This is a genomic window from Microbispora corallina (assembly GCF_016863035.1).
In the GTDB taxonomy this organism is placed as follows: domain Bacteria; phylum Actinomycetota; class Actinomycetes; order Streptosporangiales; family Streptosporangiaceae; genus Microbispora; species Microbispora corallina.
On the sequence record NZ_BOOC01000018.1, the window covers coordinates 148,318 to 167,715 of the forward strand.

A 19,398-nucleotide genomic window follows, 5' to 3' on the forward strand; every position below is an offset into this window, starting at 1 on the left:
CCAGCCCGGACGGGGTGGGCCGGTCCCGGGAGCCCAGATCGGACGGCGCCCAGGCCGGGCGGGGCGCCTTAGTCGCGGGAGCGCAGGCCGTACATGAGCTCCTGCCAGCGGGCCGCGACGGCCGGCGCGGCGTACGCGGAGGCGGTCTCCAGCGCGCCGGCGGCGAGCGCCATGCGGCGGCGCTCGTCGTCCACGAGGGCGAGCAGCGCCCCGGCGTACGACTCGACGTCCCCCTCGGGGACCAGCACACTGTCGTGGCCGGCGCGGAGGATCTCCGACGAGCCCCGCGACCCGGCGAACCCGACGATCGGGACCCCGCAGCCCAGCGCCTCGAGGACCGCCATCCCGAGCCCCTCGTGGCGGGCGGGCGCGGCCACGATCGACGCCTTGGCGAACTCGCCGGGCAGGTCGGGCGTGGTGCCCATGAAGTAGACGTGGTTGTGCAGGTCGAGGTCGCGGACCAGCGCGCGGAGGCGCCGCTCCTCCGGCCCGCTGCCGTAGAGCCGCAGCCGCCAGTCGGGCCGCTTGTCCGCGACGACGGCGAACGCCCTGATCAGCCGGTCGTACGACTTGCCCGGGACGAGCCGGCCGCCGGCGCTGACGATGCGGTTGTCCATTCGCGAGCGCGGCCAGGGGCCCGCGGGCAGCGGATCGGGGATGGCGTGGACGGACAGGTCGTCGTCGAGCAGCCGCGCCCACTCCTGACGGCTGCTCTCCCCGCTGGTCACCACCGCGTCGAGCCGGGGGTAGAAGCGGCGGACGGGGGCGGGCACGGACGGCCGCCCCCACTCCCTGGCGATGCGGACGACGTGCCGCGGCGCGTGCCGCGCGGACTGCAGGCTCAGCCCGGGCCGGCCGGTGACCAGCACATCGGCCCGCAGCCCCCGCAGCATCCGCCACAGCGCCACCTCGATCCGCACCTGCCCGCGGGGCAGCAGGTGGCGCGCGCCGGGGCGGGCGTCGACGAGCCAGCGCATGGTCACCCGGCGGTCGACGGGGAAGAACGCCGTCTCCCTCGTCCGCCGGACGCTCACGACCTCCACCTCGTGGCGGACGGCGAGCTCGCTCGCGAGGTTCAGGGTGGACCGGGCGTCGCCGCGCATGCCGTACGCCGTGGGGACGAGGAAGGTGATCTTCACACGCCCACCTCGAGCCGCAACTCGTCGTCGGGCGTGTAGCTGGGCCGGATGGGCACCCCGTCCACCAGCGCCCTCGGGTAGTGCACCCGGCGGCGCTTGCCCTCGACGTCGTCCAGCCGCGCGCCCAGCGGCATCCGGCCGTCGACGCCGTCGACCTGCAGGGAGGGCTCCCAGACGCCCTGGGAGTCGGGCGTCGCGGCGAGCACGTCGCACAGCGACAGCGCCGCGTGGAAGCGGACCCCCTTGACCGTGGCCGCGACGGTCACCGTCGCCTCGTCGTCGCTGTGCCGCAGCGCCAGCGTGGCCTCGCGCGGCTGGTCGTCGTCGTCGAGCCCGGTGTACGCGAGGAGCCCCGTCACCTCGAATCGGCCCTCACGGAACCAGACGGCCCTTACGTCGGCAACCGGCTCCGCCTCGTCGATCTTTATGGCGAGGAAGCCGTTGCGGGTCCGGTAGGCACGGTAGGCCATCGTCCGCCTGCCCAGCGCGTACGCGTCGAGGCGGTCGAGCGAGAAGCCGGGGTCCACGCTCTGGATGCGGTCGCGGGGACCCTCCTGCTCCAGGTAGGCGTCCCAGCGGCCAGGGGTCAGGTCCAGCGGGGCGAGCGACACCGCCACACTCGCGTCCCGCGCCCGCCCCCGCGGGGTGCCGAGTGTGACCTGCCGCTCCACGCCGGTCGTCCGGTGGCGCAGGACGAGCCGGGTGCCGTCGGTGAGCGGTTCCTCGATCGCCAGGCGCAGGGAGAGGACGTCGGCCAGAGTGACCTCCGCGTCGGTAACGACAACGCCCACCGTCCAGCCCCCTCCCCGTCGATTGAGCCAACGTTGAGGTTACCGTGATTTTCCTGTTATGTGGAGAAAGGCTTTGCCGGTGGTGGCCGCGAAGTCACCTTTTTCTGTCGAACTGACAGGTGAATTCAACAAATAGTGCGCACCACCGGCAAAGGGCGGTTTACCCGGCCTTGACGGATTTGATGAGGAGCTGGGCCACGTCCACGACCTCCAGCGACTCCTTGGCCTGACCCGCGTTCTTCTTCTCGTTGATCGCGTCGCCGAGCATGACGAGACAGAACGGGCAGGCGGTCGACACGGTGTCGGGATCGGTGGTCAGCGCCTCGTCCACGCGCTCGGTGTTGATGCGCTTGCCGATCCGCTCCTCCATCCACATGCGGGCGCCGCCCGCGCCACAGCAGAAGCCCCGCTCCTTGCACCGGTGCATCTCCTGCGTCTGGACGCCCGGCACCTTCGCCATGATGTCGCGCGGCTGGGCGTACACCTTGTTGTGCCGGCCGAGGAAGCACGGGTCGTGATAGGTGATCTTCTGCTCGATCGGCGTGACCGGGGTGAGCCGGCCCTCCTCGACCAGGTGCGACAGCAGCTGGGTGTGGTGGACGACCTCGTAGGATCCGCCGAGCTGCGGATACTCGTTGGCCAGGGTGTTGAAGCAGTGCGGGCAGGTGGCGACGATCTTCTTGACCCCCGCCTCGTTGAGGGTCTCGATGTTCTGCTGGGCGAGCATGGTGAACAGGAACTCCATGCCCAGGCGGCGGGCCGGGTCACCCGAGCACGCCTCCATCGGGCCGAGCACGCCGAACTTCACGCCCGCGATGTGCAGCAGCTCCGCCACGGCCTTGGTCGTCTTCTTGGCCCGGTCCTCCAGGGCGCCGGCGCAGCCGACCCAGAACAGGTACTCGACGTCGTCGGGCATCGTCGAGTCGATGACCGGGACCTCGAAGTCGAGCTCCTCGATCCACTCGGCCCGCTTCATCTCGGACATCCCCCACGGGTTGCCCTTGTTCTCGAGGTTCTTGAGCATGACGCCAGCCTCGGACGGGAACGAGGACTCGATCATGACCTGGTAGCGGCGCATGTCGAGGATGTGGTCGATGTGCTCGATGTCGACCGGGCACTGCTCGACGCACGCGCCGCAGTTGGTGCACGACCACAGCACGTCGGGGTGGATGACGCCGCCCTCGCCCACCAGCGGCTTGTCCAGCAGGGCGAGTACGTCCTCGGAGAAGCCCTCCTTCTCCTTCTCCCCCGCCAGCAGGTACGGCGCGACCGCGAAGGCGTGGTCGCGCTGGTCGAGGATGAGCATCTTCGGCGACAGCGGCTTGTCGGTGATCCAGGCCGGGCACTGCGACTGGCAGCGGCCGCACTCGGTGCAGGTGTAGAAGTCGAGGAAGCCCTTCCACGAGGTGTCGGAGATCTTGCCCCGGCCGAAGACGTCGACCTCGGGGTCGGCCTCCTCGAAGTCCAGCACCTGGCCGTTCGAGCGCATGGGCTGCGCCGGCCCCAGGCCGTCGGGACGGCGGGAGAACAGCACGTTCAGCGGCGCGGTGAAGATGTGCAGGTGCTTGGAGTTCACCACGATCACGAGGAACACCAGCATGACGCCGATGTGCAGGAGCAGGCCGACCGACTCCAGGACGTCGCTCGTGGGGAGGACCCTGGCGACCAGATCCGACGCGAAGGCGCCCGACTTATACGGGAAGTTTCCGGTGTTGACGGCCGATCCCCGGAACAGGAACATCGTCCAGATCACATTGAAGATCATGAAAAGGATGAGCCAGGCCCCGCCGAGGTGCGAGCCGGAGAACCGCGATCCGCGGCCGAGCTTCTTCGGCGAGTTCTTCACCCGGATCGCGGCGAAGGCGATCAGGCCGATCAGCGCGGCCACCGCGATGAAATCCTGAAGGAAACCGAGAATGGGCCACGTGCCGATGATCGGGATGTGGAAATCGGGCTTACCGGTGATCGCTCCCTGGATGAGAGCGCCGTACGCCTCGAGATAAACGGTGGCCAGGATGAAGAAGGCCCACATGACGAAGAAGTGCGCGGTGCCGGACGGGGTCCACTTCAGCAGCTTCCGCTGCCCGAACACCTCGACCAGCTGCGCCCTGATCTCGGCGCCCACGTGCTCCTTGGCGTACGCGACACGCTCCGGGGCCGGCTGGCCGCTGGTGGCGAGCCTGTAGAGGAACAGCACGCGACGGCCCGCCAGCGCGACCGCGGCCACGGTCCCGACGAGCCCGACTATCGCTACCCAGAGCACGGGTGCCTCCCATATCCGACGCTTGGCTGCCAGCGTATGTCCGCCGGTCATCCACAGTGACGACGAGGTCGCGCCCTGTGGAAATGCCCGACGAGGGCACACCGAATGGTACCCGCCGGTAACTTGTGTTCCGTCACCGATCGGCCGTGGCGCGCGTCACTGTTTCCGCCCCGGCTGCCATGCCGGCATCCCGAGAAGATCGATACTAGAACAAAGCTCTGTAGCCCGATAAGGGGGGTCAGCCGCGGGAGACGCCGGGGCCGGCCGCGTCGCCCCGGCCCGGCTCGTCGAGGTAGCGCTGGATCGTCGGGGCGAGCAGCTCGACCAGATCCTCGATCTCGGCCGACGCCAGCGGCTCCAGGCGGAGGATGTACCGCATCATGACCACGCCCATCATCTGCCCGAAGGCGGCCTGCAGCCGCAGCGGCGGGATGCCCAGGCCGGCCCCGATGCGGGCCAGGATCGCGGTCGTGAAGAACTCGCGGATCATCGCCGCGGCCTCGTCGTTGACCACGGCCGTGCGGACCACCCCGAGCATCTGCTCCCGGGAGGTGGGGTCGGAGGTCAGCGTCAGGATGAACCGCACCACCCGCTCGCCGATCTCCTCCCGGGGCCCGGCGAGGATTCCGGGGATCACCGCCGTGGGCTCCGCCGGCAGCTTCATGGCCGCGACGAACATGCCCTCCTTGGTGTCGAAGTAGTGGTGCACCAGGGCCGGGTCGACCCCGGCCTCCCGGGCGATGCCGCGGATGGTGGCCTTGTCGAACCCCTTCTCGGCGAAGACCCGGCGGGCGGCGGCCAGGATCTCCCCGCGCGTGTCGGCCGAGCCGGGACGGCGGCCGGGCCGCCGGCGCCGCTCGGTCACCTCGCCCTGCCCGCGGGCCCGGGCCCGTCCTTCGGTCACCGGGTGCGCCCTGTCGCGAGGTAGACCCGCATGGGGACGGTCAGCCGGCCGTCGGCGAACACCTTGGCGAGCTCGGCGCGCTCGCGGGCGACCAGCTCGCCGGCCTCCCCCGTGTCGAGCCGGGCCACGTAGGAGTGCGAGCGCAGGTCGGTCAGGAAGTCGTCGAGCAGCACGGTTCGGGTCCAGCCCACCCAGGTCTCGGCCACGTCGAGCCCGGCGTCGCCCATGGCCTCGGCGATCGGCGGCATGCTCCAGCCGGGCAGGGCCGGCCCGACGTACCCGTCGCACGACTCCGCCAGCCGCACGTGGTAGGCCGCGAGCCAGTCGGCCCTGCCGGCGTCCACCGTGTTCCACCAGCCGGCCACCGCGCCGCCTCGCCTGAGCACCCGTACGGCCTCGGCGACCGACAGCGTGGGGTCGAGCCAGTGCCACGACTGGGCGTACGTCACCAGGTCGGCCACGCCGTCGCGGAACGGCAGCTCGTTGCCGTCGGACAGCAGCACCCCGCAGGAGGTGCGGGCCCTCAGCACGGACAGCATGCGGGCCGCGCGGTCGACGGCGAGGACCCGGGCGCCGCGGTCGAGCATGCCCCGGGTGGAGATGCCGGTGCCCGCGCCCACGTCCACGACCCGTGCCCCCGCCAGCCGTACGCCGGACAGGTCCTGCAGGGCGACGTAGAGCCCCTCCGGGTAGTGCGGCCGGGCCGCGTCGTACTCCTCGGCGACGCGGTCGAAGACGAGGTGGCTCTCCTCGACTCCCTCGGTCACCGCTCCTCCAGGGCGACAGGGCCGCGGGCCGGCGATCCGCTCATGCCGTCGTGGGGGAGGCGGCGAAGTGGAGGCGGGCGAAGGCGAGCGCCTCGGTGAGGTCGTCGATCCGCTCGGTGCGGCTGGCGGCCTTGCGCGTGTTGATCTCCAGCACGATCAGGCCGCGGTAACCGCTGCCGGCCAGGCGCTCCAGGATCGGGGCGCAGGGCTGGGAGCCCCGGCCGGGGACGAGGTGCTCGTCCTTGTTGGTGGTGCCGACGCCGTCGGCCAGGTGCAGGTGGGCCAGGCGGTCGCCGAGCTTGGCGGTCATCTCCAGCGCGTCGGAGCCCGACACCGCCGTGTGCGACAGGTCGAGCGTCACCTGGGGGAAGTCGTAGTCGATCGGGTTCCAGTCAGGCGCGTACGGGACGACCTCGTTGCCACGGGCCCGCAGGGGGAACATGTTCTCGACCGCGAACACCACGTCGGTCTCCTCGCGCATCCGCGCGAGACCGGCCTCGAACTCCCTGGCGTAGTCGCGCTGCCAGCGGAACGGCGGGTGGACCACGACGGTCTGCGCGCCCAGCCGCTCGGCCGCCTCGCGCGCCCGGCGCAGTTTGATCCACGGGTCGCGGCCCCACACCCGCTGCGTGACCAGCAGGCACGGCGCGTGCACGGCGAGGATCGGGATCCGGTAGTGGTCGCTGAGCCGCTGCAGGACCTCCACGTCCTGGCTGACCGGGTCCTGCCCCACCATGATCTCGACACCGTCGTATCCGATGCGGGCGGCCAGCTCGAAGGCGTCCGGCGTCCGCTCCGGGTACACCGACGCCGTCGACAGCGCAACCTTCGCGTTGGGCACGCGGATGTCACTCATGACGTCGCCCTCTCAACGGGCACATTCCAGCCCCCATGGCCGTGGCCGTCCGTTCGTTCCCTGCGCCCGTTCACGGATCCAGCCTAAGCCGGACCCGGCCCCGTTGACGCGTCGCCACAATGATGTACCCAAGATCGCCAACTATCGTTGAGCCATGGTTCGGATCGCGAACGGGGCCGTACCCAGCCCGAACATCTGGAACTCCCCCGAGGTGTACGAGGTGGAGAACCGCGCGGTGGGCCCGGAGGGCGCGGTCGAGACCGCCATGCGGGCCGTACGTGCCTGGGACGGCGCCCACGTCCTCGACGTCGGCTGCGGCGCCGGGTTCCACCTGCCGCCGATGGCGGCCGAGGCCGCCCGGGTCGTCGGCGTCGAGCCGCACGCCGGCCTCGCCGCGCGGGCCGCCGCCCGGTGCGCGCATCTGGGGAACGTCTCCGTGCGGACCGGCACCGCGCAGGCCCTGCCCGTCCCGGACGCGTCCGTGGACGTGGCGGTGGCCCGCTGGGCGTACTTCTTCGGACCCGGCTGCGAGCCCGGGCTGCGGGAGCTCGCCCGGGTGATGCGCAGGGGCGGCGCCGCGTTCGTGGTGGACCTGGACGGTTCACGCGGCGCCTTCGGCCGCTGGTTCCGCAGGTCGGTGCCGTCGTACTCCCCGGAGGCCGTCGAGCGGTTCTGGTCCCGGCAGGGGTGGCAGCGGCGGGAGCTCGACCTGCGGATGTCCTTCTCCTCCCGTGCCGACCTGGAGGCCGTGCTGCGGATCGAGTTCACGCCGGAGGTCGCGCGGGCGGCGGCGGAGGAGACCGAGGGCCTGGAGATCCCCTACCCCAACGTGCTCCGGTGGCGCCGTTTCTGACGCCGCGGGATGAATCCGGCCCCGGCGGGGGCTTGACCTTGACACCGGCGTCAACGCTTACGGTCGTGGCTACAGGGGCCGGGGAGGGGCCGGGAGGACATGCGGATCGGCGAGCTGGCGCGACGGGCCGGGGTGAGCACCCGGGCCCTGCGCTACTACGAGCAGCAGGGGCTCATCAGGGCCCGGCGGTCGGCGAACGGGTACCGGGAGTACGACGAGGGCGACGTCCGCCTCGTCACGGAGATCCGCGCGCTGATGGCGGTCGGGTTCACGCTGGAGGACGCCCGGCCGTTCGTGGAGTGCCTGCGCTCGGGACACCCGTCGGGGGGCTCCTGCCCGGAGTCCGTGGCGGTCTACCGGCGCAAGCTCGGCGAGATCGACGGCGAGATCCGCGCCCTGCTGGCCCGCCGGTCCGAGGTGGCCGCCCAGCTGGCCGAGGCCTGCCCGGGCTGCCTGGTGACGCGACGAGGAGAACCATGATCACGCTGACGGCCGACAACTTCGAGGAGCAGGTGCTGCGCAGCGACCGGCCGGTGCTGGTCGACTTCTGGACCGACTGGTGCCCGCCCTGCAAGATGATCGCGCCGATCCTGGAGGAGATCGCCGACGAGTACGCCGACCGTCTCACGGTCGCCAAGCTCGACGCGGAGGAGCATCCGGAGATCGCCCAGCGGTACGGCGTGCTGGGCTTCCCCACGCTGAACCTCTACCGGAACGGCGAGGTCGTCCGGCAGATCGTCGGCGCCCGGCCCAAGCGCCTGCTGCTGGCCGATCTCGAGGGCCACATCTGACGCCTCACGACGGGCCGGGCGGCCTTCCGGGACCGCCGGATGCCGGCGGCCCGTGCCCGGTGTGAGCGCGGAATGTCGGCGGCGGCCGGTAGCCTCCCGGTCGTGACCAAGGCAGCGAAGACGACCTACCGGTGCGGCGAGTGCGGCTGGACGACCGTCAAGTGGGTCGGCCGGTGCGGCGAGTGCCAGGCGTGGGGCACGGTCGAGGAGGCGGGCGCGCGGCAGGGCGTCCACGTCGTCAGGCCCGGCGCCGTCTCGGCCCCCGCCGTCCCCATCGGCGAGGTCAAGGCCGAATTCGCGCACGCCCGCACCACCGGGGTCCCCGAGCTCGACCGCGTCCTCGGCGGCGGCCTCGTCGCCGGCGCCGTCGTGCTGCTGGCAGGCGAGCCGGGCATCGGCAAGTCCACGCTGCTGCTGGAGGCGGCCGCCCGCACGGCGGCCGGCGAGACCGTGCTCTACGTCACCGGCGAGGAGTCGGCCTCCCAGGTCCGCATGCGGGCCGACCGCATCGGCGCCATCGAGGACCGCCTCTACCTCGCCGCCGAGACCGACCTTTCGGCCCTGGTCGCCCACGTCGAGAAGGTGCGGCCCGGCCTGCTGATCGTCGACTCGGTGCAGACGATCGGGTCGGCCGACGCCACGGGCGTGCCCGGGGGCGTCACCCAGGTCCGCGAGGTGGCCGGCAACCTCGTCCGGATCGCCAAGGAGCGGGGCATGGCGACGGTGCTCGTCGGTCACGTGACCAAGGACGGCTCGATCGCCGGCCCCCGCGTGCTGGAGCACCTGGTCGACGTCGTCCTCCACTTCGAGGGCGACCGCAACTCCCGTCTGCGCATGGTGCGCGCGGTGAAGAACAGGTTCGGCCCGATCGAGGAGGTCGGATGCTTCGACCTGCACGAGCGCGGCATCACCGGGATCGCCGACCCGAGCGGGCTGTTCGTCTCACGCCATCCCGAGCCGGTGCCGGGCACGTGCGTCACGGTCACCATCGAGGGCACCCGGCCGATACCGGCCGAGCTGCAGGCCCTGGTCGGCCCGACCGAGGCCCCGCAGCCGAGGCGCACCTCCTCCGGGCTCGACTCCTACCGGGTCGCGATGGTGCTCGCCGTGATGGAGCGGCGGCTCAACGCCAAGATCGGCAAGTGCGACGTGTTCACCGCGACCGTCGGGGGCATCCGGCTGACCGACCCCGCCGTCGACCTGGCTCTCATGCTGTCGGTGGTGAGTGCGGCCGGCGACACGGCGCTGCCGACCGGGCTGGTGGCGCTCGGCGAGGTGGGCCTGGCGGGCGAGCTGCGGCCGGTGCGCGACGTGCGGCGGCGGCTCGCGGAGGCGGCCCGCCTCGGGTTCACCCGCGCCCTGGTGCCGTCCGGATCGCTGGAGGACGACGCCCCACGGCTGGAGCGCTCGCAGAGCCGCGGCCACCTGGTCGCGCTGCGCGAGCCGGCCGCCCGCACCACGTCGTTCACTCCGGGCTTCGAGGTGACCGAGGTGCAGAACGTGTGGGATGCCCTCACGCACGTAAGGTGAAGGCCCTGTTACGCCGGTAAGCTTGATGACGTCATTGAGCCCGCAGGGGCGTTCGCAGGCGGGGTAGCCGTCCGACCGCGGGGGTCATGTGCTGGACAACGACAAGGGATCCGACGACCACAGGAGAGCCGTGCTCGCCGCGGTCGCTCCGGGCACCGCCCTCAGGGACGGCCTGGAGCGCATCCTGCGCGGCCACACCGGCGGCCTGATCGTGCTGGGCTACGACCGCGTCGTCGAGGACATCTGCACCGGCGGTTTCGAGCTGGACGTCGAGTTCTCCGCGACCCGTCTGCGCGAGCTGGCCAAGATGGACGGCGCGATCGTGCTCGACAGCGGGCCGCTGCGGATCGTCCGGGCGGCCGTCCACCTCGTGCCCGACTCCGGCATCCCCACCGACGAGTCGGGCACCCGCCACCGCACGGCGCAGCGGGTGGCCAAGCAGACCGGTCACCCGGTGATCTCGATCAGCAAGTCGATGCGGATCATCGCCCTCTACCTCGACGGCGTCCGCTACGTGCTGGAGGAGTCGGCCGCGATCCTGTCGAAGGCCAACCAGGCCCTCGCCACCCTCGAGCGCTACAAGTCCCGGCTCGACGAGGTCTCGGGCACGCTATCGGCCCTGGAGATCGAAGACCTGGTGACCGTGCGCGACGTCGCCGTCGTCGTCCAGCGGCTGGAGATGGTTCGCCGGATCGCCGGGGAGATCGAGGGGTACGTCGTCGAGCTCGGCACCGACGGCCGCCTTCTCTCCCTCCAGCTGGAGGAGCTGGTGGCCGGGGTCGAGCGCGACCGCGAGCAGATCATCCGCGACTACGTGCCCGACCCGCCCGACCATCTGGAGGCGATGCGGGAGCTCGACGAGCTGTCCTCCACCGGCCTGCTCGACCTGTCGAAGGTCGCGGGGGTCCTCGGCTACACGGGGGCAGACGCGCTCGACCGCCCCGTCAGCCCCCGGGGGTTCCGCCTGCTCGCCAAGGTGCCGCGGCTGCCCGGCACGATCGTCGACCGGCTCGTCGACCACTTCGGCGGCCTGCAGAAGCTGCTGGCCGCCAGCACCGACGACCTCCAGTCCGTCGGGGGCGTCGGGGAGACGCGCGCCCGCAGCGTCCGCGAGGGCCTGTCCCGGCTGGCCGAGTCGTCCATCCTGGAGCGCTATCTGTAGACCTCCGCGCGGGGACCGCCGCCGGTTCAGCGGAGGTGGAAGACCACGCGCGAGCTCCTGATCGGCCCGGCGTGGGCGGTCGCCACATAGGTCCCCGGGCCGGCCGCCGGCCGCTTGCCCTCGCAGTCGGTGCCCGACCTGTGCCGGTCCCACCGGATCGTGCGCACGAACGGGATGCCGCGCTCGAGCATCTGGCGGTCCACGCCGTCACCCGCCACGCAGTCGGCGGTGGACCAGACGCGCTGCCCGCCCGACAGCACCCGCATCTCCAGCGTCCGCGGCCCCAGGTCGACCGTGCACTCCATCCGTCCGGTGCTCACGACGGTCAGCACGAACGTCGGCGCGCTGTCCCTGCCGTACACGTCCTGGCCGCTCTGCAAGGCGAGGACCAGGTCCTTGGAGTCGCAGGGATCGCCGGGGCGGCGCGGCTTCGGCGGCGGCGCGGACGGCGAGGGCGAGCCGGTCGCGCCCGGCGAGAGGGAGGGCGCGCTCGGAGAAGGGGAGGGGATCTTCGACGCGAGAGCCGAGGGAAGCGCGACGACCATCGTGTCGCCGGGCCCCGGCGTCGCCCTGACGGACTTTGCGGCGTCCGGTTTCCCGGAGGCGCTGCTGCAGGCCCACGCCACCACCGCCACGACGACGAGCATGCCCGTGAGCACCGACACCCGGCGGCGCCAGTAGACGTCCGCCCCTTCGACACCCACATCACCACGGAACGTGTCCGGATCCATGCGGACAGTATGAGGAGCCGTGGCGCGGCGCGGGCAAAGACTCGCCGTCCCGTGCCCGTTCGCAGGGGAAACCCTGGCCCTGGCTGTCCACGGGCTTTCCCTAATCGGTCGCGCACGGGCGGCGATAGGGTCGGACGGTGTCCGTCTCACTGCGCGAGCCCATCCTCGACTGGTACGCCGAGCACAACCGCGACCTGCCGTGGCGGCGGCCGGACGCCACCCCCTGGGGCATCCTGGTCAGCGAGATCATGCTCCAGCAGACGCCGGTCGTCCGGGTCCTGCCGGTGTGGACGGAGTGGATGGAGCGCTGGCCCACCCCGGAGGCGCTCGCCAAGGAGTCCCCGGGCGAGGCCGTGCGGCACTGGGGGCGTCTCGGCTACCCCCGCCGGGCCCTCAACCTCCACGCCTGCGCCCGGGCCGTCACCGAGACGCACGGCGGCCGCGTGCCCTCGTCGTACGAGGAGCTGCGCGCCCTCCCGGGCATCGGGGACTACACGGCCGCGGCGGTGGCCAGCTTCGCGTACGGCGGCAGCCACGCCGTCCTGGACACCAACGTCCGGCGGGTGCTCGCGCGGGCCGTCCGGGGCGAGGAGTACCCGCCCAAGGCCACCACGTCGGCCGAGCGGCGGCTCGCCGAGTCGCTGATCCCGCCGGTCGGGGCGCCCCGCTGGGCGGTCGCGGTCATGGAACTGGGCGCGCTCGTCTGCACCGCCCGCGCGCCGCGCTGCGAGCATTGCCCCGTCGCCTCCCTGTGCGCGTGGCGGCTCGCCGGACGGCCCGCCCACGACGGTCCCGTACGGCAGGGCCAGACGTACGCCGGGACCGACCGGCAGTGCCGCGGACGGCTGCTGGCCGTTCTGCGGGAGGCCCACGGCCCGGTGCCCAAGGACGCCCTGGACGCGGTGTGGGCCGACCACGCGCAGCGCGAGCGGGCCCTGGACGGCCTCCTCGACGACGGCCTCGCCGAGGTCCTCCCCGACGGCACCTACCGCCTCCCCGCCTGACCCTCTCCCTCACGCCCGACGGGTCGGGCCGCGGCCCACGACGACGACGCGACGGGTGGACGGCGGCGCGGGGCGTCAGGCGGCGAGCTTGAGACCGAGGGCGGTGAGGTTGCGGCGGGTCCAGTCGAGCTCGTCGGCCAGCCGGGCCACGAGCGCCGCCGGGCCCTTCGACTTCGGCGCGGTGCCGTCGTGCGCCTCGACCTCGATGTGGGCCGTGCCGTTGACCGCGCCGGACAGGATCGCGTTCAGCGTGTCCTGGATCACCGGCTGCGTGCTCGGGATCTCCTGGCCGTGGTCGTGCACGTGGTTGAGCTTCACCACGGGCGCGCCGGCGAGGGCCAGCCCCCGTAGGGCGGCGTCCGGCTTCTCCGCCCCGCACGACAGGTGGCAGGCGTCGAGGCACACCCCGAGGTGCTCGGAGTCGATGTCGCAGACCCGCTCGAGCGCCTGCTCCGTGGTCTCCAGGACGCAGCCCGGCCACGGCTCGAACCCCACGCGGATGGTCTTGCCGGTCACGCTGTAGAGGCCGCGCAGCTCGCGGGAGAGCCGCTCCAGCCGGCGGGAGGCGATGGAGTGCAGGTCGGCCGGCCAGTCGCGGCGCCAGCCGATCGGGATCGTCGAGATGCTGCCGGACTGCACGTCGTCGGGCAGCAGGAAGGCGAGGATCCGCGCCAGCGACATCGTGTACCGGTACCGCTCGGGCTTGGCCCAGTCGGGGCCGGGGACGTCCTGGTTGCGGCCGCCCGTGCCGTTCAGGCTGACGACCTCCAGACCGCGCTCCTCCAGCGAGCGGCGCAGCCGGACCAGTTCGATGCGGTCGGCGATGAGGTGGTCGGCGACGGCGGGCGCGAGCCACAGGCCGATCCCCAGCCGGTCGACCCCGAGCCTCCTGCGCACCGGGACGGCGTAACGGGTGAGGTGGGCGATCAGGTTCTCCAGGTCCTCCGCGGGATGTACGCCCGCGTTGTAGGCCAGGTGAACGAGCGTCCCGTCGTCGTGCAACAGGCGCATCAGGTGCCTCCCAGGGCTTCGTGCACTCTCGGACCTCATCGGCCCACGCGGTGAAGCCGCATGGAACGGCGGTCCTCCTGCCGCCGGGATCCGCCCGGCACCGACCGAGCTTCCCCCGCGCACTGCGGTTCCCGCGTCCGCCCCGCAGCGGATTGTCCGGTACGCCGCGGGGATGACATGGAAACGACCGGGCCGCGTTCGGAGAGCCGAAGCCGATGGGCGCCCATCCCTGAGACGCAGCCGACTCTACAGAGTGTAGTACTACGTTTGGTGGTGTGATACCGGATCTACCGAAAGATCTCACTCGAACACGAGGCCCCGCGTGAGTCGTCACGCGGGGCCTGAGAAGGAGACCGGGGACCGGCGGTGGTGAAGAGGGCCGGAAAACGCCGAGGGGCGCCTGGTGGGGCGCCCCTCGGGTGGGAGACCGTACGGCTCCCGTGGTTGCTCGGCCCTGGCCGGGCTCAGTTCTGGATCGGCTCGGCGATCGAGGCCGCCGAGTCGGGGACCTCGGGGCTCTTGGACTCCCCGGTGAAGACGAACTTCGCCGCGTCGCCCTCGCCCTCGACCTCGACCTTGACGATCTGGCCGGGACGGAGGTCGCCGTACAGGATCTTCTCCGACAGCGTGTCCTCGAGCTCCCGCTGGATCGTCCGGCGCAGCGGCCGGGCGCCCATGACCGGGTCGTAGCCGCGGTCGGCGAGCAGCTGCTTGGCCTCCGCCGACAGGGCCAGGCCCATGTCGCGGTCCTTCAGACGCTCGTCCACCTGGGTGAGCATGAGGTCCACGATCTGGATGATCTCCTTGGGCGTGAGCTGGTGGAAGACGACGATGTCGTCGACGCGGTTGAGGAACTCCGGCCGGAAGTGCTGCTTGAGCTCCTCCTGGACCTTCGACTTCATCCGGTCGTAGTTGCTCTCGACGTCGTTGGACTTCGCGAAGCCCACCCCGATGCCCTTGGAGATGTCCCGGGTGCCGAGGTTGGTGGTCATGATGATGACCGTGTTCTTGAAGTCCACCACCCGGCCCTGGGCGTCGGTCAGGCGACCGTCCTCCAGGATCTGCAGCAGCGAGTTGAAGATGTCCGGGTGGGCCTTCTCGATCTCGTCGAAGAGGACCACGGAGAACGGCTTGCGCCGCACCTTCTCGGTGAGCTGGCCGCCCTCCTCGTACCCGACGTAGCCGGGCGGGGAGCCGAACAGCCGCGAGACGGTGTGCTTCTCCATGAACTCGGACATGTCCAGCATGATCAGCGCGTCCTCGTCCCCGAAGAGGAACTCGGCCAGCGCCTTGGACAGCTCCGTCTTGCCGACGCCCGAGGGGCCGGCGAAGATGAACGACCCGCCCGGCCTTCTCGGGTCCTTGAGGCCGGCGCGCGTGCGGCGGATCGACCGGGACAGGCCCTTGATGGCGTCGTCCTGACCGATGATCCGCTTGTGGAGCTCGTCCTCCATGCGGAGCAGCCGCTGCGACTCCTCCTCGGTCAGCTTGAAGACCGGGATGCCGGTGGCCGTCGCGAGCACCTCGGCGATGAGCTCCTCGGTGACCTCGGCGACGACGTCCATGTCGCCGGCCTTCCACTCCTTCTCACGGCGTTCCCGCTTGAGCTGGAGCTGCTTCTCCTGGTCGCGCAGCGCCGCGGCCTTCTCGAAGTCCTGCGCGTCGATCGCGGACTCCTTCTCGCGCCGGACGTTGGCGATCTTCTCGTCGTACTCGCGCAGGTCCGGCGGAGCGGTCATCCTGCGGATGCGCATCCGGGAGCCGGCCTCGTCGATCAGGTCGATCGCCTTGTCAGGCAGGAACCGGTCGCTGATGTAGCGGTCGGCCAGCTGGGCGGCGGCCACGAGCGCGCCGTCGGTGATGGAGACCCGGTGGTGCGCCTCGTAACGGTCGCGCAGACCCTTGAGGATCTCGATCGTGTGGCTGAGGCTCGGCTCGGCGACCTGGATCGGCTGGAAGCGGCGCTCGAGCGCGGCGTCCTTCTCCAGGTGCTTGCGGTACTCGTCGAGCGTCGTCGCGCCGATCGTCTGCAGCTCACCGCGGGCCAGCATCGGCTTGAGGATGCTCGCCGCGTCGATCGCGCCCTCGGCGGCGCCCGCACCGACCAGCGTGTGCAGCTCGTCGATGAACAGGATGATGTCGCCGCGGGTGCGGATCTCCTTCAGCACCTTCTTCAGGCGCTCCTCGAAGTCACCGCGGTAGCGGGAGCCGGCGACCAGAGCGCCGAGGTCGAGCGTGTAGAGCTGCTTGTCCTTCAGCGTCTCGGGCACCTCGCCCTTGACGATCTTCTGGGACAGGCCCTCCACGACGGCCGTCTTGCCCACGCCGGGCTCGCCCACGAGAACGGGGTTGTTCTTGGTCCTCCGGGAGAGGACCTGCATGACCCGCTCGATCTCCTTCTCGCGGCCGATGACCGGGTCGAGCTTCCCCTCACGCGCGGCCTGGGTGAGGTTGCGGCCGAACTGGTCGAGCACGAGCGAGGTCGAGGGCGCGGACTCCTGCGGCCCGCCGGCGGCCGCGGGCTCCTTGCCCTGGTAGCCGTGGAGCAACTGGATGACCTGCTGCCGCACCCTGTTGAGGTCGGCCCCAAGCTTCACGAGCACCTGGGCGGCCACGCCCTCGCCCTCGCGGATGAGGCCGAGGAGGATGTGCTCGGTGCCGATGTAGTTGTGGCCGAGTTGCAGGGCCTCGCGGAGCGACAGCTCAAGGACCTTCTTGGCACGTGGGGTGAAGGGAATGTGCCCCGAAGGCGCCGACTGGCCCTGGCCGATGATCTCCTCGACCTGCTGACGCACACCCTCAAGACTGATGCCGAGGCTCTCCAGAGCCTTGGCGGCAACGCCCTCACCCTCATGGATCAAGCCAAGAAGAATGTGCTCAGTACCGATGTAGTTGTGGTTGAGCATCCGGGCCTCTTCCTGGGCCAGGACGACAACCCGCCGCGCACGGTCGGTGAACCTTTCGAACATCTCGTCGCTCCTCACAGAGCGGTCAGGCGAACGCGGGAGATCCGGCTCGTCGTTCCGCATGGTAGCCCCGACCCAGCGACCGCTCCTCTGGCTGAAGGGTTCCCCGGGAGCAGGGCGTTCACGCTCTATCCAACCCCCTGCTGGGGGCGACATGTTCCCGATACGCCGCAAGCGAACGAGGTTTTAAGGGGACGCAAACAGAATCGCGCGGCTATGCGCTCGCCGGATCATCCGACGACCGACATAACCGCACGATCAAGGGCGGAGTTAGTGCGCCGCCTCGTAGGCCTCGACGATCGACGCGGCAATACGGCCGCGCTCGCTCACCGGGTGCCCGTTCGCCTTCGCCCAGGCGCGGATCTCGGCGCTCTTCTCGCGCGTCATGGCTCGCTGGCCACCGCCGCCGCCACCGCCACGGCGACGCCCCCGGGCCTGGCCCGAATCGGCGCGCCGCGCGCTGCCGACGAAAGGCGACAGGGCCTCGCGAAGCCGCTTCGCGTTGCCGTCGCTCAGGTCAATCTCATATGACGTGCCGTCAATCGCGAAGGTGACCGTCTCATTGGCCTCGCCGCCATCGAGATCGTCGATGAGAATCACCTGCGTGTGCTTGGCCATCCGGCAATCCTTTCGCAGCCCAAAGTTTGATTCGTCAGCCAAACATATACCCGGATTCCCCTGGCTGACAATTCACGATTGCGGATTCTCCGGAACCGGTGTGTCCGCTGTCTTCTCTCGTGGCGCGCGTGCCTGGCGGAGGCCGGCGGCATCGGAACGTACCAACTTTACGATGCCGTAGACCGCCGCTCCGGCGACGACCGCGGAAGGTATCAAGGCGGACAATACCTCTGTCATTCTGCCTCGCTCGTGCCGGGGGTGCCATTGCGGACGCCCTCGCGAATTCCGGGGACCTGGAGGCGCTCCCAGCTACTTCTCAGCTGGACCCGCCTCCTATGACGCTCCTATGACGATAGCGCCGGACCCGCCCGGGGACGGCTTCCGGGGGGCCACCAGGGGGCACGAAGGTAATCGCCGTCTCTCCAGCCGTCTTACCGGATGTACTGGAAATCCTACTCAGAAAGCCAAGTGGGGCGGTCGCCGAAGCGGCCGCCCCACTGTTTCGGTCCCCCTCGGGACCGGGCTTCCCCTGGCGTCAGCCCTGGGTCTTCACCACGATCGTTCCGGCGATCTTGTCGTGAAGGCCCTGCTGAAGGGGCTTGTCAGTGATGATCAGAATTGCGGTGACCAGCACGAAGATGGCGGCCAGCCAGCTCACCACGGGAATCCCGTAGAGAGCCAGGACGCCCGGGTAAAGCAGCGACCGCTTGAGGAGGGCCGACGAATCGAGCGCCCCTCCGTCGCGCGGGAGCACCCGGATCTTCATGACCTTCTTGCCCACAGTCTGACCGTCCTTGCTGTGCAGGACGTAGTCGTAGGCGGCATAAGCGCCGTAGGCGATCAGGGCGGCGAGGAATCCCGGGAGGAAAACGCTGCCGGACGCCTCGACCGACAGGCCGTTAACGCTGACCTTCGGTCCGAACGCGGCGTTGAAGATCATGCTCAGGATGAAGTAAACGATCGAGAAGATGATCGTGTCGATGATGCGAGCCACCCACCGCTCCCACCATTGCGCCACGGGCGCGGGAACGCCGGGAGGAAGGGGGGCACCCTGGGGGCCCCCATAAGAACCCTGGGGGGCACCATATCCGCCCGGGGGCGGATATGAACCGGGCGGGGGCGGCGGAGCCGAGCCATATGGATTCTGGCCGGGGGGAGGTTCCGCGGTCATTGGTCACCTCTTGCGACTTGCGTGGGCACTTGCGTCGGACAAGCATCGCATGCCCGAGGTCACCCGTTACGGATTTTCCGTGCACCCGTTCAGCGGACCGGCCTCTCGGCGGAAACACACGAAAAGCGGGGCCGATGGCCCGTTCCATCGGCCCCGCTTTGTGGCACTACTTGACCTTGACCACGATCGTCTTGGCGGCCTTGTCGTGCAGGGTCTGCTGCAGCGGCTTGTCCCAGAGCAGCCAGAGAACGTTCACCAGGGCGAAGATACCGAGCAGCCAGCCGACGACGGGAATCCAGCGCAGCACCTGCGGGCCGTAGAGGACGCCGACGCGCTTGCCCGCCGCGTCGACCGGGAGCCCCTCGGGACCGAGCGAGCCGCCGACGGGGACGACCCTGATGCCCATCACGATCTTGCCGACCGTCTGGCCGCGCATCCGCAGCATGAGGAACTCGTAGGCGATCATCACGAGGCCGCTGATGAGCGCGATGAGCAGCGACGCGAGGAAGTAGCCGCTCGGCGCCGTCACCGCCCCCGTGGACAGGTCGTAATTGCCCGTCGTGACGACCACCGCGGTGATCACGGCGGAGATGATGAGGAACGGGACGCCCACGATCACGCCGTCGATGATCCGGGCCACCAGGCGCTGCCACCACTCCGCGAGCGGGGCGGGCGCGCCGGGCGGGACAGGGCCGGCCGCGGCGTACGGCTGGCCGAAGCCGGGCTGGCCGTACGCGGGCTGCCCGTAGCCCTGCTGGGGCTGACCATAGCCCTGCTGGGGAGTCTGCTGGCCGTAGCCGGCCTGGCCGTACCCGGGCTGCTGGCCGTACCCCTGCTGCGG

The 19,398-nt window shown here is 70.8% G+C and carries 18 protein-coding genes; 6 read left to right on the plus strand and 12 right to left on the minus strand.

Translation table 11 applies throughout. The features are described 5' to 3' along the window. Window positions 1-68: 68 nt before the first annotated feature. From Mco01_RS20180 to Mco01_RS20205, 6 genes are all read right to left on the minus strand, one after another. Window positions 69-1,139, minus strand: coding sequence for a glycosyltransferase (locus Mco01_RS20180; protein ID WP_204058445.1), 1,071 nt, complete (start codon window positions 1,137-1,139; stop codon window positions 69-71). Further along, on the minus strand, window positions 1,136-1,930 hold the full coding sequence (locus Mco01_RS20185) for a hypothetical protein (protein ID WP_204058446.1): 795 nt from the start codon (window positions 1,928-1,930) through the stop codon (window positions 1,136-1,138). Before Mco01_RS20185 ends, Mco01_RS20180 begins: the two co-directional genes overlap by 4 nt. Window positions 1,931-2,090: 160 nt before the next feature. Then, window positions 2,091-4,193, minus strand: coding sequence for a (Fe-S)-binding protein (locus Mco01_RS20190; RefSeq protein ID WP_204058447.1), 2,103 nt, complete (start codon window positions 4,191-4,193; stop codon window positions 2,091-2,093). 238 nt (window positions 4,194-4,431) lie between these two features. Then, entirely contained in the window at window positions 4,432-5,097 is a 666-nt protein-coding gene (locus tag Mco01_RS20195) for a TetR/AcrR family transcriptional regulator (protein ID WP_239103758.1), read from the minus strand. Further along, window positions 5,094-5,864 (minus strand): class I SAM-dependent methyltransferase, encoded by a 771-nt coding sequence (locus Mco01_RS20200; protein WP_204058448.1) that lies wholly within the window; start codon window positions 5,862-5,864, stop codon window positions 5,094-5,096. The genes Mco01_RS20195 and Mco01_RS20200 overlap by 4 nt, the downstream gene beginning before the upstream one ends. A 40-nt stretch (window positions 5,865-5,904) precedes the next feature. Beyond that, a complete protein-coding gene (locus tag Mco01_RS20205) occupies window positions 5,905-6,720 on the minus strand; it encodes a sugar phosphate isomerase/epimerase family protein (protein WP_204058449.1) in 816 nt (271 codons plus the stop codon). Between the two features lie 154 nt (window positions 6,721-6,874). Here Mco01_RS20205 and Mco01_RS20210 point away from each other — a divergent pair, with 154 nt between their 5' ends. The 5 genes from Mco01_RS20210 to disA all read left to right on the plus strand — a co-directional run bounded on the left by Mco01_RS20210 (window position 6,875) and on the right by disA (window position 11,056). Next, complete coding sequence (locus Mco01_RS20210; RefSeq protein WP_204058450.1) at window positions 6,875-7,573, plus strand: class I SAM-dependent methyltransferase; 699 nt, start codon at window positions 6,875-6,877, stop codon at window positions 7,571-7,573. 99 nt (window positions 7,574-7,672) lie between these two features. After that, the gene (locus tag Mco01_RS20215; RefSeq protein WP_204058451.1) at window positions 7,673-8,053 is read left to right on the plus strand and encodes a MerR family transcriptional regulator; all 381 of its coding nucleotides are present in this window, start codon (window positions 7,673-7,675) and stop codon (window positions 8,051-8,053) included. After that, a complete protein-coding gene (gene trxA / locus Mco01_RS20220; protein ID WP_204058452.1) occupies window positions 8,050-8,364 on the plus strand; it encodes a thioredoxin in 315 nt (104 codons plus the stop codon). Before Mco01_RS20215 ends, trxA begins: the two co-directional genes overlap by 4 nt. A gap of 102 nt (window positions 8,365-8,466) precedes the next feature. After that, a complete protein-coding gene (gene radA, locus Mco01_RS20225; RefSeq protein WP_239103759.1) occupies window positions 8,467-9,894 on the plus strand; it encodes a DNA repair protein RadA in 1,428 nt (475 codons plus the stop codon). An 88-nt stretch (window positions 9,895-9,982) separates the two neighbouring features. After that, the gene (gene disA, locus Mco01_RS20230; protein ID WP_204058454.1) at window positions 9,983-11,056 is read left to right on the plus strand and encodes a DNA integrity scanning diadenylate cyclase DisA; all 1,074 of its coding nucleotides are present in this window, start codon (window positions 9,983-9,985) and stop codon (window positions 11,054-11,056) included. 26 nt (window positions 11,057-11,082) lie between these two features. Here disA and Mco01_RS20235 read toward each other — a convergent pair whose 3' ends face one another. Continuing rightward, the gene (locus Mco01_RS20235; RefSeq protein WP_204058455.1) at window positions 11,083-11,787 is read right to left on the minus strand and encodes a hypothetical protein; all 705 of its coding nucleotides are present in this window, start codon (window positions 11,785-11,787) and stop codon (window positions 11,083-11,085) included. A gap of 137 nt (window positions 11,788-11,924) precedes the next feature. On the opposite strand from Mco01_RS20235, the gene Mco01_RS20240 reads away from it, so the two are divergent. Next, window positions 11,925-12,791 (plus strand): iron-sulfur binding domain-containing protein, encoded by an 867-nt coding sequence (locus Mco01_RS20240; RefSeq protein ID WP_204058456.1) that lies wholly within the window; start codon window positions 11,925-11,927, stop codon window positions 12,789-12,791. A gap of 75 nt (window positions 12,792-12,866) precedes the next feature. On the opposite strand, the gene Mco01_RS20245 is transcribed toward Mco01_RS20240, so the two are convergent. The 5 genes from Mco01_RS20245 to Mco01_RS20265 all read right to left on the minus strand — a co-directional run. Further along, a complete protein-coding gene (locus Mco01_RS20245) occupies window positions 12,867-13,802 on the minus strand; it encodes a TIM barrel protein (protein WP_204058457.1) in 936 nt (311 codons plus the stop codon). Window positions 13,803-14,266: 464 nt separating this feature from the next. Continuing rightward, window positions 14,267-16,771 carry an ATP-dependent Clp protease ATP-binding subunit gene (locus Mco01_RS20250; RefSeq protein WP_204058458.1) on the minus strand — a complete coding sequence of 835 codons (2,505 nt, stop codon included), beginning with the start codon at window positions 16,769-16,771 and terminating at the stop codon, window positions 14,267-14,269. A gap of 267 nt (window positions 16,772-17,038) precedes the next feature. Continuing rightward, a complete protein-coding gene (locus Mco01_RS20255; RefSeq protein WP_204058459.1) occupies window positions 17,039-17,386 on the minus strand; it encodes a histone-like nucleoid-structuring protein Lsr2 in 348 nt (115 codons plus the stop codon). A gap of 535 nt (window positions 17,387-17,921) precedes the next feature. Then, window positions 17,922-18,557 (minus strand): RDD family protein, encoded by a 636-nt coding sequence (locus Mco01_RS20260; protein ID WP_275410528.1) that lies wholly within the window; start codon window positions 18,555-18,557, stop codon window positions 17,922-17,924. 166 nt (window positions 18,558-18,723) lie between these two features. Further along, window positions 18,724-19,398: RDD family protein (locus Mco01_RS20265; protein WP_204058461.1), on the minus strand; the 675-nt coding region annotated here is incomplete at its 5' end.

Coding starts and splice junctions, on each gene's coding strand:
- Mco01_RS20205 (WP_204058449.1), bottom strand. CDS start 6,720: ATGAGTGACATCCGCGTGCCCAACGCGAAGGTTGCGCTGTCGACGGCG.
- Mco01_RS20210 (WP_204058450.1), top strand. CDS start 6,875: ATGGTTCGGATCGCGAACGGGGCCGTACCCAGCCCGAACATCTGGAAC.
- Mco01_RS20215 (WP_204058451.1), top strand. CDS start 7,673: ATGCGGATCGGCGAGCTGGCGCGACGGGCCGGGGTGAGCACCCGGGCC.
- trxA (WP_204058452.1), top strand. CDS start 8,050: ATGATCACGCTGACGGCCGACAACTTCGAGGAGCAGGTGCTGCGCAGC.
- Mco01_RS20235 (WP_204058455.1), bottom strand. CDS start 11,787: ATGGATCCGGACACGTTCCGTGGTGATGTGGGTGTCGAAGGGGCGGAC.
- Mco01_RS20245 (WP_204058457.1), bottom strand. CDS start 13,802: ATGCGCCTGTTGCACGACGACGGGACGCTCGTTCACCTGGCCTACAAC.
- Mco01_RS20250 (WP_204058458.1), bottom strand. CDS start 16,771: ATGTTCGAAAGGTTCACCGACCGTGCGCGGCGGGTTGTCGTCCTGGCC.
- Mco01_RS20255 (WP_204058459.1), bottom strand. CDS start 17,386: ATGGCCAAGCACACGCAGGTGATTCTCATCGACGATCTCGATGGCGGC.
- Mco01_RS20260 (WP_275410528.1), bottom strand. CDS start 18,557: ATGACCGCGGAACCTCCCCCCGGCCAGAATCCATATGGCTCGGCTCCG.